This is a genomic window from Mycoplasma sp. 6243 (assembly GCF_051200785.1).
In the GTDB taxonomy this organism is placed as follows: Bacteria; Bacillota_I; Bacilli_A; order Mycoplasmatales; family Metamycoplasmataceae; genus Mycoplasmopsis.
In genome coordinates this window covers 990177-1004284 of the sequence record NZ_CP195154.1, presented here as the reverse complement: position 1 = coordinate 1004284, position 14108 = coordinate 990177, and the positions used below count along the sequence as shown (strand labels likewise).

Annotated in this window: 15 protein-coding genes; 7 read left to right on the top strand and 8 right to left on the bottom strand. The window is 28.3% G+C overall.

Annotated features, from left to right (window positions below):
• Nucleotides 1–12: 12 nt before the first annotated feature.
• From yidC to rpmH, 3 genes are read right to left on the bottom strand one after another with little or no spacing between them, the layout of a single operon-like run.
• On the bottom strand, nucleotides 13–2190 hold the full coding sequence (gene yidC, locus ACR82Z_RS04195; RefSeq protein WP_435129204.1) for a membrane protein insertase YidC: 2178 nt from the start codon (nucleotides 2188–2190) through the stop codon (nucleotides 13–15).
• The gene (gene rnpA, locus ACR82Z_RS04190) at nucleotides 2168–2509 is read right to left on the bottom strand and encodes a ribonuclease P protein component (protein WP_435129202.1); all 342 of its coding nucleotides are present in this window, start codon (nucleotides 2507–2509) and stop codon (nucleotides 2168–2170) included. The genes yidC and rnpA overlap by 23 nt, the downstream gene beginning before the upstream one ends.
• An 8-nt stretch (nucleotides 2510–2517) precedes the next feature.
• On the bottom strand, nucleotides 2518–2664 hold the full coding sequence (gene rpmH / locus ACR82Z_RS04185) for a 50S ribosomal protein L34 (RefSeq protein ID WP_004794083.1): 147 nt from the start codon (nucleotides 2662–2664) through the stop codon (nucleotides 2518–2520).
• Between the two features lie 174 nt (nucleotides 2665–2838).
• On the opposite strand from rpmH, the gene serS reads away from it, so the two are divergent.
• Both serS and ACR82Z_RS04175 read left to right on the top strand, forming a co-directional pair.
• Complete coding sequence (serS, locus tag ACR82Z_RS04180) at nucleotides 2839–4116, top strand: serine--tRNA ligase (protein ID WP_435129198.1); 1278 nt, start codon at nucleotides 2839–2841, stop codon at nucleotides 4114–4116.
• Nucleotides 4100–4948 carry an HAD-IIB family hydrolase gene (locus ACR82Z_RS04175; protein WP_435129195.1) on the top strand — a complete coding sequence of 283 codons (849 nt, stop codon included), beginning with the start codon at nucleotides 4100–4102 and terminating at the stop codon, nucleotides 4946–4948. Before serS ends, ACR82Z_RS04175 begins: the two co-directional genes overlap by 17 nt.
• 21 nt (nucleotides 4949–4969) lie before the next feature.
• On the opposite strand, the gene ACR82Z_RS04170 is transcribed toward ACR82Z_RS04175, so the two are convergent.
• Genes ACR82Z_RS04170 through def form a run of 5 tightly spaced genes read right to left on the bottom strand, consistent with a single transcriptional unit; the run spans nucleotide 4970 to nucleotide 8974 of the window.
• Nucleotides 4970–5677, bottom strand: a complete 708-nt coding sequence (locus tag ACR82Z_RS04170) for a PQ-loop domain-containing transporter (RefSeq protein ID WP_435129192.1) — start codon at nucleotides 5675–5677, stop codon at nucleotides 4970–4972.
• Nucleotides 5678–5701: 24 nt separating this feature from the next.
• Nucleotides 5702–6289, bottom strand: coding sequence for a DJ-1/PfpI family protein (locus tag ACR82Z_RS04165; RefSeq protein WP_435129189.1), 588 nt, complete (start codon nucleotides 6287–6289; stop codon nucleotides 5702–5704).
• Entirely contained in the window at nucleotides 6289–7200 is a 912-nt protein-coding gene (locus tag ACR82Z_RS04160; protein WP_435129186.1) for an MSC_0882 family membrane protein, read from the bottom strand. The genes ACR82Z_RS04165 and ACR82Z_RS04160 overlap by 1 nt, the downstream gene beginning before the upstream one ends.
• Before the next feature lie 2 nt (nucleotides 7201–7202).
• Nucleotides 7203–8402, bottom strand: coding sequence for a hypothetical protein (locus tag ACR82Z_RS04155; protein WP_435129184.1), 1200 nt, complete (start codon nucleotides 8400–8402; stop codon nucleotides 7203–7205).
• 8 nt (nucleotides 8403–8410) lie between these two features.
• Nucleotides 8411–8974, bottom strand: coding sequence for a peptide deformylase (gene def / locus ACR82Z_RS04150; protein ID WP_435129181.1), 564 nt, complete (start codon nucleotides 8972–8974; stop codon nucleotides 8411–8413).
• 62 nt (nucleotides 8975–9036) lie between these two features.
• Between def and plsY the strand changes: the two genes are divergently transcribed.
• The 5 genes from plsY to ACR82Z_RS04125 all read left to right on the top strand — a co-directional run bounded on the left by plsY (nucleotide 9037) and on the right by ACR82Z_RS04125 (nucleotide 14104).
• Nucleotides 9037–9780, top strand: a complete 744-nt coding sequence (gene plsY / locus ACR82Z_RS04145) for a glycerol-3-phosphate 1-O-acyltransferase PlsY (RefSeq protein WP_435129178.1) — start codon at nucleotides 9037–9039, stop codon at nucleotides 9778–9780.
• An 89-nt stretch (nucleotides 9781–9869) separates the two neighbouring features.
• Nucleotides 9870–11057: a phosphoglycerate kinase gene (locus ACR82Z_RS04140; protein WP_435129175.1), complete on the top strand. Its 1188-nt coding sequence runs from the start codon at nucleotides 9870–9872 to the stop codon at nucleotides 11055–11057.
• Between the two features lie 186 nt (nucleotides 11058–11243).
• Nucleotides 11244–11843: a hypothetical protein gene (locus ACR82Z_RS04135; RefSeq protein WP_435129172.1), complete on the top strand. Its 600-nt coding sequence runs from the start codon at nucleotides 11244–11246 to the stop codon at nucleotides 11841–11843.
• A 100-nt stretch (nucleotides 11844–11943) separates the two neighbouring features.
• Nucleotides 11944–12414 (top strand): hypothetical protein, encoded by a 471-nt coding sequence (locus ACR82Z_RS04130; protein WP_435129169.1) that lies wholly within the window; start codon nucleotides 11944–11946, stop codon nucleotides 12412–12414.
• Nucleotides 12415–12469: 55 nt separating this feature from the next.
• Nucleotides 12470–14104: a DNA methyltransferase gene (locus tag ACR82Z_RS04125; protein ID WP_435129167.1), complete on the top strand. Its 1635-nt coding sequence runs from the start codon at nucleotides 12470–12472 to the stop codon at nucleotides 14102–14104.
• Nucleotides 14105–14108 lie beyond the last annotated feature (4 nt).

The window sequence follows — 14108 nt, the reverse complement described above, 5'->3', positions numbered from 1 at the left end:
AACATATATAGCCTATGATTTTTTAAGACGACTTTCATATTTTTGTTTATATCAAGTTGTCTTTTTTAAACGATGGAGAAGAAGAACTTCTCCAATTTGTCATAATCCACCAAATAATCAGTAGACTTGCACACCTACCGAAAATAGGACTGTAATTACAGCAAATACAATCACCATAATCTTTTGGGTACGTTCTGATTTCTTTAATGCTTGTGCTTCTGCTATGGTATTTCTTTGCTTAACACCCTTGCGATTCAATAGTTTTGGAAGCAACTGTGATAACACTTGAATAGCAATTGTTAGAATCAGAATTCAAGAATATATGAATTCTCCACTTAAAATCTTAGTTCATGAAACAGAAGCAAAATTTAATCCTAATCAAGTAGTTTGTTTTATTTGTGGAATTGCTTGAATTACACGCCACATCGCAAGGAAAACCGGTATAGTTAATAAGATGCTACCAAATTGGTCAAGTGGACTTATATTATATTTAGAATATAATGCTTGAATTTCTTGGTTTTTCTTCATTTTCATTGCTTTGTTTTTTTCAAAACCAACATATTTTGCTTCAATTGCTGCTTTTTTAGGACGAAGACTATCTTGAACACTTTGCATCATTTTAGATCTAAAGGTGATACCAAACATAGTTAAACGAGTAATAATTAAAGCTAAAATGATAACAATGATAGATCCTCAACCTTTTAAATCAGGAATACCTTTGCTTATTCCTTGTGTAATTGCAGAAAGTGGATATACTATAAATCCGTAAAATGGACCATATGCTCAAGCTTCACCTCAATTAGTTATTGCTTGACTTGGATAATCACCTTTAAAAGGTATATCAATATCTCTTCTTTTTTCTGATTTATTATCTTTATTCTGACGTTGTCCTAAATCATATAAAATATTTTGCTCAGGGTTATACTTAGTAGCTGCAGTAGGTTCTGTAAAAACAGTACTTTTCCCTGTATCTTTATTAAAACTTTTAAAATCATCAGCATGTAAAAAACCTAATTGTGTAAGATATTGAGTCATTGTTGCTTGATAAACATCAATATAGAATTTTTCTGCTTGTGAAATTGGTATTCTTGGATTACTTTGTCCTTGTAATTTTTTTGCTAAGAATTCTAAATAATCACTAAATGACTGGTAATCTTTCAAAACATCCTTGTCTTTTTGTTTGTTTTCTGGTAAAACAGCATATTTATTAAAATTTGCGATAAATGTACTGTTTGGACCAAAAGAAAAATTGTATAAGGTTTGGAGAACATCACGAGCAAATGCTAAATTAATAGTATTTTCTGTTAGTAAACCTGTATATTTTGGAACGGATTGTAAACCTGATAACCCTACTAAAATATAATTTCCATTTTCAACAGTAGGTATTTGTTTTTTAGAATCCTTTGTTTCTGGATGTGTAATTACCTGAACAAGTTGCTCATCTTTTTTTGATGCAAAAGTCAATAGGTATATATTAGTAATATCATTAGTATATTTATATCTAGTTGAGTTACTTGCTTGAAATAAGAATCTTCCGTTTTTTGCTATTAAACTAATATTATTTTTATCAGGATTTGCAACAACGTTTTTATTTTTATCATCATAATCATATCCTAAGTTTTTTATCACTTTCGGATCAGCGATAGCAAAAGTTGTATAATATTTTTTTATTTCTCCATATTCAGGTTTAGGATATTCTTTCTGTGCTTCTTTAATACTTCCATCCTTTTGCGGTTCTTTAACAGTGTATGTATCATCTTTTGATCAAGAATCAGATGTTTGTTTTTTTAGTTTTTCAAGAATATCTGGATTGTTTACTAGAGTGTTTATATCAGGATTTATAGAAAGAGTTGCAAGTTCATAAGGAACGGTTTGTATTTTTCCATCTTTTGTAACATCTTTGTTGTCATTATCTTTGATGTTTATCTTTTGTTCTTTTGTGTCTTTTACAACAAAAGTATTTACACGTGGGGAAACTTCATCCTTGCTTGAGTAAAATTCAATACTATTTCCTACACTCGATGAATTTTTAAGAACGAATGATTGCACGCAACCTGTTACTGTTAAACCAAATAACAAAGTATATAAAACAATCTTAATTCATTTTCAAACTTTCTTTAGTGTATCTTGTTTTTTTTGTTGTTCCTTACCTTCTTGGTTGAAATAATTAAAATGATTTATTTTTTTCATTTTTCCTAAATTTCTCAAAGAGTTTAGCAATTGACTGCTTTTTAGTTGCATAATCATTTGCAATAAAATCTTTGCGAACAATTAACACAAAATCATAATTTAAATCATAAATCTTAATTTCATGAATAATTGCTTTAAGTTGTCTTTTATTATAATTACGACCGACTGCATTTTCAAATTTCTTTGGTACTGTAATACCTGCATGAAATGAAGAACTTTCTGCATAATAGATAACTAAATATTTATTAGAGACATATTTATTATTGTCAATTATTCTTTGAAAATCTCAGTTTTTTCTTAGTCGATATTGTTTTTTCATACAAATTATTATTTATCTGAAACTGTTAATCTTTTTCTACCTTTAGCTCTTCTTGCTGCTAAAACTTTTCTTCCATTTGCTGTTTTCATTCTAGCTCTAAAACCATGAACTTTGGCATGTTTACGTTTATTTGGTTGATATGTACGTTTGCTCATTCGTCCTCCTTTATAAATATATAATAAGCGTGTATAAATTATATAACAAATTTTTTTTTATCAAAGTAGCTTATTAAATAACAAAAACAACTATAATATAGCAGTAAAAATGGTATTTATCATATTATTAAAATCAATTAACAGTGTATAATTTACAAGAATGTATGAGGTTTTATGTTAGATATAAAATATATAATTAGTAATGAAAATGAAGTTAAAAAACACCTAAAAAATCGTAGATTTGATATGCATTTTTTAGATGCTTTTTTAACTTTAGCAAAAAAACGCGGGCATATTATGTATGAAGCACAAAGTGCTAAAAGTAAATTAGCAGCAATTTCTAAGGAATTTGGTTTATATAAAAACAACCCCGAGAAACTTGCTCAAATTAAAAAAGAGATTCAAAAAATTAAACAACACCAAAGTTTATTAGACGAACAAAGTAATGAACTTATCGCAAAAATTACAAATATGCTGCTACAAATCCCTAATTTACCTACGAATGATGTCCCTATAGGTAGAGATGAAAATGATAATGTAGTTATTGAGAAATTTGAAAACCTTGGTAGAGGACTTGTTTCAGATGTGTTGCCACACTATGAAATTGCGAAAAATTTAGATATCATCGATATTGAAAGAGCAGTTAAGTTATCTGGTTCAAGATATGTTATTTATAAAAATCAAGGAGCAAAGTTAGTTCGTGCATTAATTAATTTTATGCTTGATTTACACTTATCCAAAGGATATACAGAGTTTAACACACCAGTGATTGTTAAAGAAACTGCGTTATATGGAACAGGACAGTTACCAAAATTCCAAGAAGATTTATACAAAATTGAGGGTGTTAACGAATATCTAATCCCTACTGCTGAAGTTACATTAACTAATATTTATAATAATGAAATAATTAATCTTGACAAACCTTTTAAGGCGACAGCATATACTGAATGTTTTCGATCTGAAGCAGGTAGTTCTGGAAAGGACACCAAAGGAATCATAAGACAACATCAATTTAAGAAAATTGAATTAGTTAAAGTCGTTAATGCTGAATCTGCTTGAAATGAATATAATCAAACCGTTTTAGATGCAGCAGATGTACTAGAAAAACTCGAAATTCCTTATCAAAAAGTTCGCTTATGCACTGGTGATTTAGGTTTTTCAGCAAAAACCACAATTGATTTAGAACTTTGACTGCCATCAGAACAAAGATTTAGAGAAGTATCTAGCATAAGTTATTTTGGTGATTTTCAAGCTCGACGTGCGATGATTCGTTATAAAGATAATGATGGTAAAACAAATTATGCTCATACAATCAATGGTTCTGGTGTCGCTGTAGACCGTCTTATTGCTGCTATTTTAGAACAATACCAAAATCCTGATGGGAGTGTTTCGGTTCCAAAAGTTTTAATCCCTTATATGAGTGGAGTAGAAAAGATTGAAAAACAGAGTTAAAAAACCTTATGTATTTGCTTTTGATTTAGATGGAACCTTACTACAAAGCAATAATAAAGCACACATTGATACAATCAAGGCACTTAAAAAATCAAAAGAACACGGTCACATAAATGTAATTGCTACAGGGCGCGGAATCACTAAGACATTACCTCTTTTAGATTCAAAAGCAGTTGATCATATTGATTATTTAGTTTGTTCTAACGGAACTGCTGTATATGATATAAAAAATCAAAAAGCCTATATTTTAAATAGTTTAGATAAAGATATCTTTTATATAATGAGAGATATTGCTAGCAAGCATCAACTTATCATAACTGTTGATACACATAATTACAATGCTACCGCATTACCTAATAATCAAAAACCTCACTGAATTACAGATGCAAATATAATGGATATGAACATCATAAATCAAATCAGCATCGAAAAAATGCAAGAAGTTATTGAAAATAAAGATGTCCAAATTGTACAAATAGCACTGCGTAATCCACTTAAAAGCGCTAAGGAGATTACGGATTTGACTAAGAAATTGCTTAAAGATTTTGAATGCAATATATATCTTACCAACTCAATATATACAGATGTAAATCCGATTAACACCTCCAAGTTAATCGGATTAGAATATTTGCTTAATTTACTAAATCTTACAACTAAAAACCTTGTCACCTTTGGTGATAGTGGAAATGATATTGATATGACGAAACATGCTTCTTTAGGAATAGCTATGGGTAATGCTACAGCAGATTTGAAAGATGTTGCAGCACACATCATTAATGACCATAACAGTGCAACAATTGGTGAATTTATTACTTCATTTTTAGCAGAATAAAAACAAGGTACTTCCTTGTTTTTATTCTGCTAGCTTTTTTCTTCTTTGATAATCCATAAAACTAAAGATAAATTGAATACCAAATAAAATAAATGAAATAATTTGTCACACAATACCCCCAACAAATGCATATTTATGCATAGCAGTTGCTGGATTAGAGATGTTTAAAGCTCAGAAAATAATTCATACAGTATTATTTAATTCATAAACTAAAAACATATACGGTGAAACTCCTTCTCATGAATTTGTTTTAATTGAGAAAATCATCTGTGGGATAAATGCTAAGGTTGTAAAAGCAGGGAAAATAAATCCCATAACTGATTCGGTTTTTGGATCTCATAAATAAACAGGAGTTTTAAATGAATTTATTATTTTTAGGGCAATAAAGATAAGAGCAATAATTCAAGTAATTACTATTGCACCCATTCCAAAATATTTTATACGACTATCAAACTCATCTTTATATTTATAAAGTAAGATAATCATAGTTCCGTATAAAAATACCCCGACTGTATTAGCTACAAAAGTGCTTAATAATTTTTCATTTCCAAGCGATGATCATATCAATCAAAGTAAAATTCCAATCTGAAAGACTCAAAATGAAAAGAAGTTTACATTTCCGGTTTTACGGGTTTTGATTTGGTTAATTAGTTGCGGGACACCTAGTGATGCAACCACTACGGCTGCAATTCAACTAAATGTATGAATTGATATTTCTAATGGATTCATAGTGCTATTATATAATAAAACACACTAATGTGTGTTTAAAATTTCTAATATTTTTTCTGTATCACTGTTACCTGAAATTTGTTGGTATGTATTAATTGCTACATCGTCTCCAAACAGCACCTGCAACACTTTATATGCAAGTTTTTCAGCAGCAAATGCAGATTTACCTGTAATAATATTTTTATCAATTACGATACTTTCATCCTGATAATTGATGCCTTTTCGAAATTCCCGACTTCATTGCGATGGGTATCCAGTGAAATCTTTCTTTTTAATTATTTGATGTTCTGCTAAAACATTAGGTGCATCACAAATAGCCGCCATATTTTTATCTTTATTAATTCATTCTTGTATTTTATCTAATGCATCCTTGTTTTCTCTAAGAGCTTGTGCTCCACGTCCACCTGGAATAAAAACAAAATCATATTCATCTAAATCTATGGTTTTGTCTATATTTTCAATTTTAGTAAAACCAAATTGTCCGCTTGCCTGAGTTAAAAACTTGTGATAAAAAGTTATTTTATCAAACATATTGGACTTTTTTCAAATTGATAACGGAATCACAAGTTCAATATCATTAAAATTATCTTCAATAAAAACTAATAAATTCATTATTTTTTTCTCCTAATCATCTTGCGATATACTAAGTATAACATTCAAGCAAGCGGAATTAAAACAACTAAGATAAAAATGATAATATACAAAATTAATCATGCTTTATTTTCAGATTTCTTGCGATTTTGAATTAATTCTTTTAATTTTGCTGTTGCATCATCGCTTCCAAGTTGCAAATCAATATCTTGAATGCGTTTTTTATCATATAAAAGTACTGCTATTAATAAACCTGTTAATCCTAGTTGCACAACCAAGTCAATAATTAACATAGTTTTTACATTTCCAAAAGCTTTATCCAAAGGTTCTTGGAAGTTTATAGCAAGATAAAAATTAGTATGAATTCCTGATGCTTGTGAAGGTGGTGTGCCTATTTCTAATGTTTTTGCTGACCATAAACCAAAGATAATTAAATTAAATAAGACAAAATAAGTTGTAAAAAAGAAATAAATTCACTTTATGCGTAAGGCTTTTAAAGATAAATTTTTAAATGTTTCAACAAACATGCTGCTTGAAGCTGCGTCACCTTTTGCATATGATTGTCGAAAACTATTTTCAGTCTTTTTTCAACCCGAAATCCTTATCAATCCTTTTATAGTTAAAAAAGCTGATAATAAAAATAAAAATGAAAATACTACATATAAAGCAATCCCGGAATAAGGATCATCTAAAGATTTCAAAACAACAACCAAAATAATTGCCAAGACAGATAAACCCCAAATAACACCTCAAAAAATTGCACTAATTCTACGAATAAAAATTTCTTTTTTTATGATTTTCTGAGTTGCTGGATTTAGCAAACCTTTTGGATCACGATATTTAACTTCTTCTTTAATTTCACTTTTCGAATCCATTTGAAGTTGTACAGTTTTAGCAACTAATTCATCGGAATTATTTTTAGGTTTAAACATAATTAACCTTTATTTTTAGAAAAATCATATGTTGCGATAAAGTTAGTTAGTGCATCTACTGTTTTTCTAACATCAAATTTATTGCTACTATTTGGATCAACTTTTTCATATGCACTTGAGATAAATGCATTTAAATCTTTTTTGGCATCCGAATTTATTTTATCAATTATCTTTTGAGCAAATGCTAGTTGTGTCTGGGCCGCTTTATCTAAATTAGGTGAAACATATTGTTCATAAATATTTTTTAAATTCTCTTCGTTTGTTATATAGTTTGTAGCAATTTCTTTTTTCTTTTGATCATTTGCTATATTATATTCAACCTGTTTAGTCTTAACTGCTTTTATGATATCATCAGTTAACTTTTTATCAAAATTTTTGGTTAGAAAATCAAGTGAATTATTTTCTCTAGCCTTATTCAAAAATGTTTTTCTAAGTCTTTCATCATTTATAATTGGAACTAATTTATTTGCAACTTCTTTAATTTTCTCTTGATCTTTTGGTGTAATTTGATTTGGTGCTTTTTCTAAGATTTTTTGAATATCTCCTTGGCTGCTAAATTCTGATGCAAGGTCTAAGATATTAATAATTTTTGGAACTAAACCACCGTAACTTTCTCCTTTTCCACCGGTCATCAAAGAAACGGAAAATCTCGATGCTTTAGATACTGATGAATTTTCAGGAGTAGATAAAGAAAGCACATTAGCAAATAATAAGGTTCCTGGTATCCCAACTATCATATTTCCTAATCCACCTGCTAAAAAACGAATTAAAAAATGTTTTTTTGGTTTTTCTTGTTTAATTACTTTATATTTTTTACGTGAATAAAAAATATGAATAAAGAAGATAATAACAACTCCTAAGAACCTTACAACTCAATATGTTATCAATGCAACAAGAGTAGCAAGCAGTGGAATAAATCTGCGAATATCTGAATCATCTATTTTTTTTGTAGCAACAGTTACACTAACTATAGAAGCAATTATCGATAAAATAATCGCAGTTATTTTAACAGGAATATATTTTCAGTTATATAAAAAACCAAAACCAAATGAAATAATAATTAGAGCAGCAACCATAACTGGGATTCATACACTACCATCGACTGATTTTAATGCATCTGATATTTTTCTTAAAAAATCAGGGATTTGTTCTTTTGCATTATTTTGTTCTTGAAAATGTAAAATTAAATTTGTTTGCAGCATCTTATCCTTTAAATATATATTGCTTTATTCTTCTTTTTGTGTGGTTGTTTCTTATCAATTCGATCAATAAATAGCATCCCATTAAGATGATCTAGTTCGTGTTGAAAAACAATTGCTAAATAACCTGATACTTCATATCTTAATTGCTTTCGTTGAAAATAACTATATGCTTCTACAACAACTTTGTTGCTCCGATGTACTAATCCATCTTGATTTGGAATACTTTCATCAACACTTAAGCAACCTTCACCTGATTCTATAGCAATTTTTTTATCACTTTTTACCAGTGCCTTAGGATTAAACAACACATCCTTAAATACTGTTTTTTCTTCACCATCTTTTACATGTACATAAAAAACATTTTTTAATATCCCATATTGTACTGCTGCTACACCTACTCCAGGACGGAATTTAGTATCCGGACTTTGGCTATCATCGATATGATAAATCATTGATTCGGCAAGTTTAATATCCTCATCTGTTAATGGGATCGGAACATTATGTGATTTTTTACGCAAAATAGGATCTGGAAGTTGCACTATATTTATCTGAAATTGTTTTTTTTCTTTCATTTTTATATTATATAATTATTTATAATTATTTGAAAATATTTATATTGCTATGAAAGGGAATAATGGTAGCATTTTTAAGTATCTTAACAAATATAGTCTTTTTTATTTTAGGTTATCTTGTTGGTTCATTAAATACAACAATTATTATCGGTAAAAAATTCTATAAAGTCGATGTTCGCGATTATCACTCGGGTAATGCAGGTTCAACAAATGCAAAAAGGGTTTTGGGTAAAAAAGCAGCTCAAATTATTTTATGAATCGATGGATTAAAAACCTTAGCAATTGTTGCAATTGCATATGGGATAACCTATGCTATAAATCATGATATCACTTTTAGATTAGGTCATCAAAGTAATTTTGCAGATGTAAGTTATATAATAGAAACTTTATACATCTTTCCTTCGTTCGCTGGTTTAGGAACAGTAATCGGTCATATTTGACCTATTTTCTTTGGTTTTCGTGGTGGAAAAGGGGTTGCTACAATTTTAGGTTTAGCAACATCAATAAACATTATTTTACTACCTATATTTGTAATATTATATTTTTTAGTAATTTATATATGAAAATATGTTTCATTAGGTAGTGTATTATCTGCAAGCATTACAGGCTTTTTTGCACTAATCCCTTGAATTTCAACTGGTATTTTAGGAACCTTAAATGCTACTAGTGATTCTTTATTCTTTATAGTTTATATTATTTATTTTGTTGCATTATTATTTGTTATATATGCTCATTATGATAACTTTTTAAGAATTCATAATAAAACTGAGCGCAAAGTTTCTTTTAAGAAAAATAACAGTAAGTAAGAAAAACTTTCTTAATCTATATGATAGATTCAATTACAACAGAATTTTATTATAATTAAATAAATAATAACTTAGATATAGGAGTATATATGAAAAAAACAATCAATGATGTTGTTTTAAAAGACAAAAAAGTCTTAGTTAGAGTGGATTTTAATGTTCCATTAAAAGACAGTATTATTTATTCTACTAAAAGAATTACAGCAGCACTACCTACTATTCAAAAAATTATCAGCGATGGTGGTAAAACCATATTATTCTCTCATCTCGGAAGAATTAAGTCAAAAGATGAATTAAGAGAAAAATCACTTAGACCAGTATCTGCTGAATTATCTCGTTTATTAAACAAAGGTGTTATCTTTGTCCCTTATACCAAAGGTGAAGTATTAGAAAAAGCTATTAATCAAATGAAACCAGGTGATGTTTTGATGGTTGAAAACACCCGTTTTGAAGATTTAAATGATAAAGCAGAAAGCAAAAACAATCCAGATCTTGGTAAATACTGAGCATCATTAGGAGATGTATTCATTAATGATGCATTCGGAACTGCACATAGATCGCATGCATCAAATGTTGGGATATCTAAAAATATCAGCGAATCTGCTTTAGGATATTTAATGGAAAAAGAAGTAACATCCCTTAAAAAAGTATTGAACAATCCAGAACATCCATTTGTTGCTATTATAGGTGGTGCTAAAGTATCAGATAAAATCCAAGTTCTTGAAAACTTAATTCAAAGAGTTGACAAAATGGTTATTGCTGGTGGTATGGCATATACATTTTTAAAGGCTACTGGTTATGCAATTGGTGAATCATTAGTAGAAAACGATTTTGTTGCTCTTGCTAAGGATTTCTTAGTTAAATACAAAGATAAAATTGTTTTACCTGTTGATCATGCAGTTGCGAAGGAATTTAAAGATGTTACACCAGAATTCCATGCTGGGGGAATCAAAGATGGATATATGGGATTAGATATCGGTCCTAAATCTTTAGAATTAGTTAAACAAACTCTTCAGGGAGCGAAGACTGTTGTATGAAACGGCCCTGTTGGTGTTGCTGAATTTGAAAACTTCCGTAATGGGACATTTACCGTATGTAAAGCAATAGCAGAACTAAAAGATTGCTACTCAGTTGTAGGTGGTGGTGATTCAGTAGCTGCTGTTGAAAAACTTGGAATGTCAGATAAATTCTCACATGTATCAACTGGTGGTGGAGCAAGTTTAGAATTATTGCAAGGACTTGAACTTCCTGGAGTTACTGCTATCCAAGATAAAAAATAGAAATTTGGTTTCGTTTATACATCTCTGTATAAACGATTTTTTATATATTCTTAATAATGTGAAAATATTAAATTCATATTCCATAAATAAACAAAAATCCCCAAGTTTTTTGTGGTTTCTGTTTTTTTTTTTTTTTTTTGCTTTATCATATATAAAGTTAAATTAAAAATCAAACAAGAAGGAAAAATGACAGAAAAAACAAGATTATTATTTAGATTAAACCTTGCTACCTTAATATTAACCTCAATTACAATGCTATTTTGGATTATAACAACTGCATCAGTGTTATTATTAATTATAAACTATGGTTGATTTGGATTTAATTGGATTACTTTACTTGGTTCATCTATAACATATACTATATTTACGATATTAAATTTATTTGTATATTTAACAATTATTAGTTTGTTGATATCTATTTTTGCAATAACCTTACAAGAAAGCGAAAAGGATGAAGCCATAGCAAGAACTAAAAACTTTGCTATTTCAAATTTTGCTTTAATTCTTGGTGCTCAGCTTGTTTCGTGAATACCTGTTGTATCGTTAATTGGATTAATTATCCAAATTGTTATTACTGTTTTATTAGCGATATCTATTGCAAGATTGAAGAATAATGAAGGTTCAATAAATACAAAATTCCAACAATATAGTTATACAGACAACAGATTTTCCAGCTATGCTAATAACACATCATTTGACCAAAGTTATAACACATCATTTGATAGTAATAATTCATATTCCAAGAATAGTGTTAATTTTGATAAATTCATTCAAAAGAAAGATTAATAAAATTTCCAATAATACCATTTAAATATAACACTAGGATTTAATCCTAGTGTTATTATATTTACATATATTCATTTATAATATGTAAAGTTAGGAATATATGAGACAAAAAAAATTATTATTTAATTTAGCAATTGCATCATTTGTTTTAAGCTTAGTATGTATGGTATTGTGAGCATTTACATCTTATTTCACATTATCATGAAATTTTGTACCATATAACGGATCAATAGAGTTTAATTTTTCATCTTTGCTGATTTCTTCAAATTTCTATGCTATTATGATTTTTAGTTTACCAGAAATTCTTGCATCATTAATATATATCAGTATAACAATAATGATTATTATAATGCTTGTAATATCAATGAAGTTATTTAAAAAGCAAATGATAAGTAAATCAATTTTAAGACTTTGTATGAGTATATTTTCTTTAATAATACTAGCCTTACCCTTTGCTTGAGTTCCTGTGATAAGCACTTTTTCCTTAGCAATTCATGTTGTAATAACAGTGTTATTAGTTGTAATATTTGTAAAGGTAAAAATAGAAAGTAATAGAAATGTTATTTATTAAACAATTACCAATCAATATGTAGTAAAATATTTACATATATTTTATAAGGAGAATTATGAACAAAGAAATAAATACATCTGATGAAACTTTAACACAGTTGCAAGAAAAATATTTAAAGGAAATAGATAGAATTTCTTCTAAGGAATTAAACACTGATCAAAAAAGATGGGCAGCGCAGATAATCAAAAGATTTAATGATAATGAATTAGAATACATTTTTCAATTTATCGCTCAAAGAATAAAAATCGGGTTTCGTTTCGATGTTGCTCCCGAGAGCAACAACCAAAGCATTGCTTTGCTTAAAAAGAACGAAAAATTATCTTTTAAATTTAAAGATTCTAAATCAACAGATAATTGTTTGATCATTGGCGAAAACTATGATGCTTTAAAGAATTTAATAGTAATTGAGAGAGAAGCGGGACTTACATATAATTACGATGTAATTTATATCGATCCTCCTTATAACACTGAAAGTTCTTTAAATGATGGTAATAAATTAGCAAATGATAAAGAAAATGTCGCTGCAAAAAGATTTATTTACCGTGATAAATACACCCGAAACGGGTGATTAAATATGATGAATGAAAGATTGAAATTAGCTAAAAAACTTCTCAAAGATGATGGAGTAATTTTTGTTTCAATCGATGATAATGAGCAGGCATATTTAAAAGTTTTGATGGATGAGATATTTGGAGAAGAGAATTTTGTAGAAAATTTCATTTTTGCTAAAACAGGTTCAAATAGTGGAAAGATAAGAAAAAACGCAGAATATGTTCTTAGTTATGTAAAAAATATATATCGTTTTTTGTTTAATGAAAAAACTTCAAATCCAAACGAATCCGATAGCGCTCTTTACTCAAAAGATGTTCCAGTAAAAAGTAATGAATTCCCTGTTATTTTAGTCAATTTTAAAGATTTAAAAGATGGAATTATTAAAAAAGGCAAATACAATAATTTCGAACTTATTAATGATATCTTTGTTTCAAATTATTATAATACTAACAAATTTACATTGATAGGAAAATCAAAATGGAGTCAAAATGAACTCGATAAACGTGTTGCATGTGGAACTACTTTTATGGTTAAACAAAAGAAAAGTTTAGCTATACGTTATTACGAGCAACATTCAACCTATGTTATCCCTAAATTACTTGAAAAAGATAAAACAGGAACTAATATTTTCAGTAATAACGAAGTTAAAGATATCGGTATTGAATTTAATTATCCAAAACCAAGCAAACTTATAAAATACTTGACTAATATTCATCCAAATCAAAATGCTCGCATTCTAGACTTCTTTGCTGGTTCCGGAACCACAGGTCATGCTGTTTTAGATTTAAACAGAGAAGATGGTGGTAATAGAACATATACACTTGTAACTAATAATCAAAATGAAATAGCAAAAAGTGTTAATTATGAACGTTTGTATAGAATAAACAAAGGTAATTCTACAGATAATCAAACTTTTGAATGAATCAACAAAAACAAACCTTATAAAACGAATTTAAATGTCTACGACATTGAATATATAGATGTTTCACCTGATACTAAAGATGAGACAGATAACATAATTAAAAAACTTATACAATTACTAAAAGATTTTGGTATACCTAATTTAGATATAAATAATCAAAATCATATAAAGAATTTATTAAATAATTTACTTTCTTTAAATCCACAAGAAAGATAAAGCA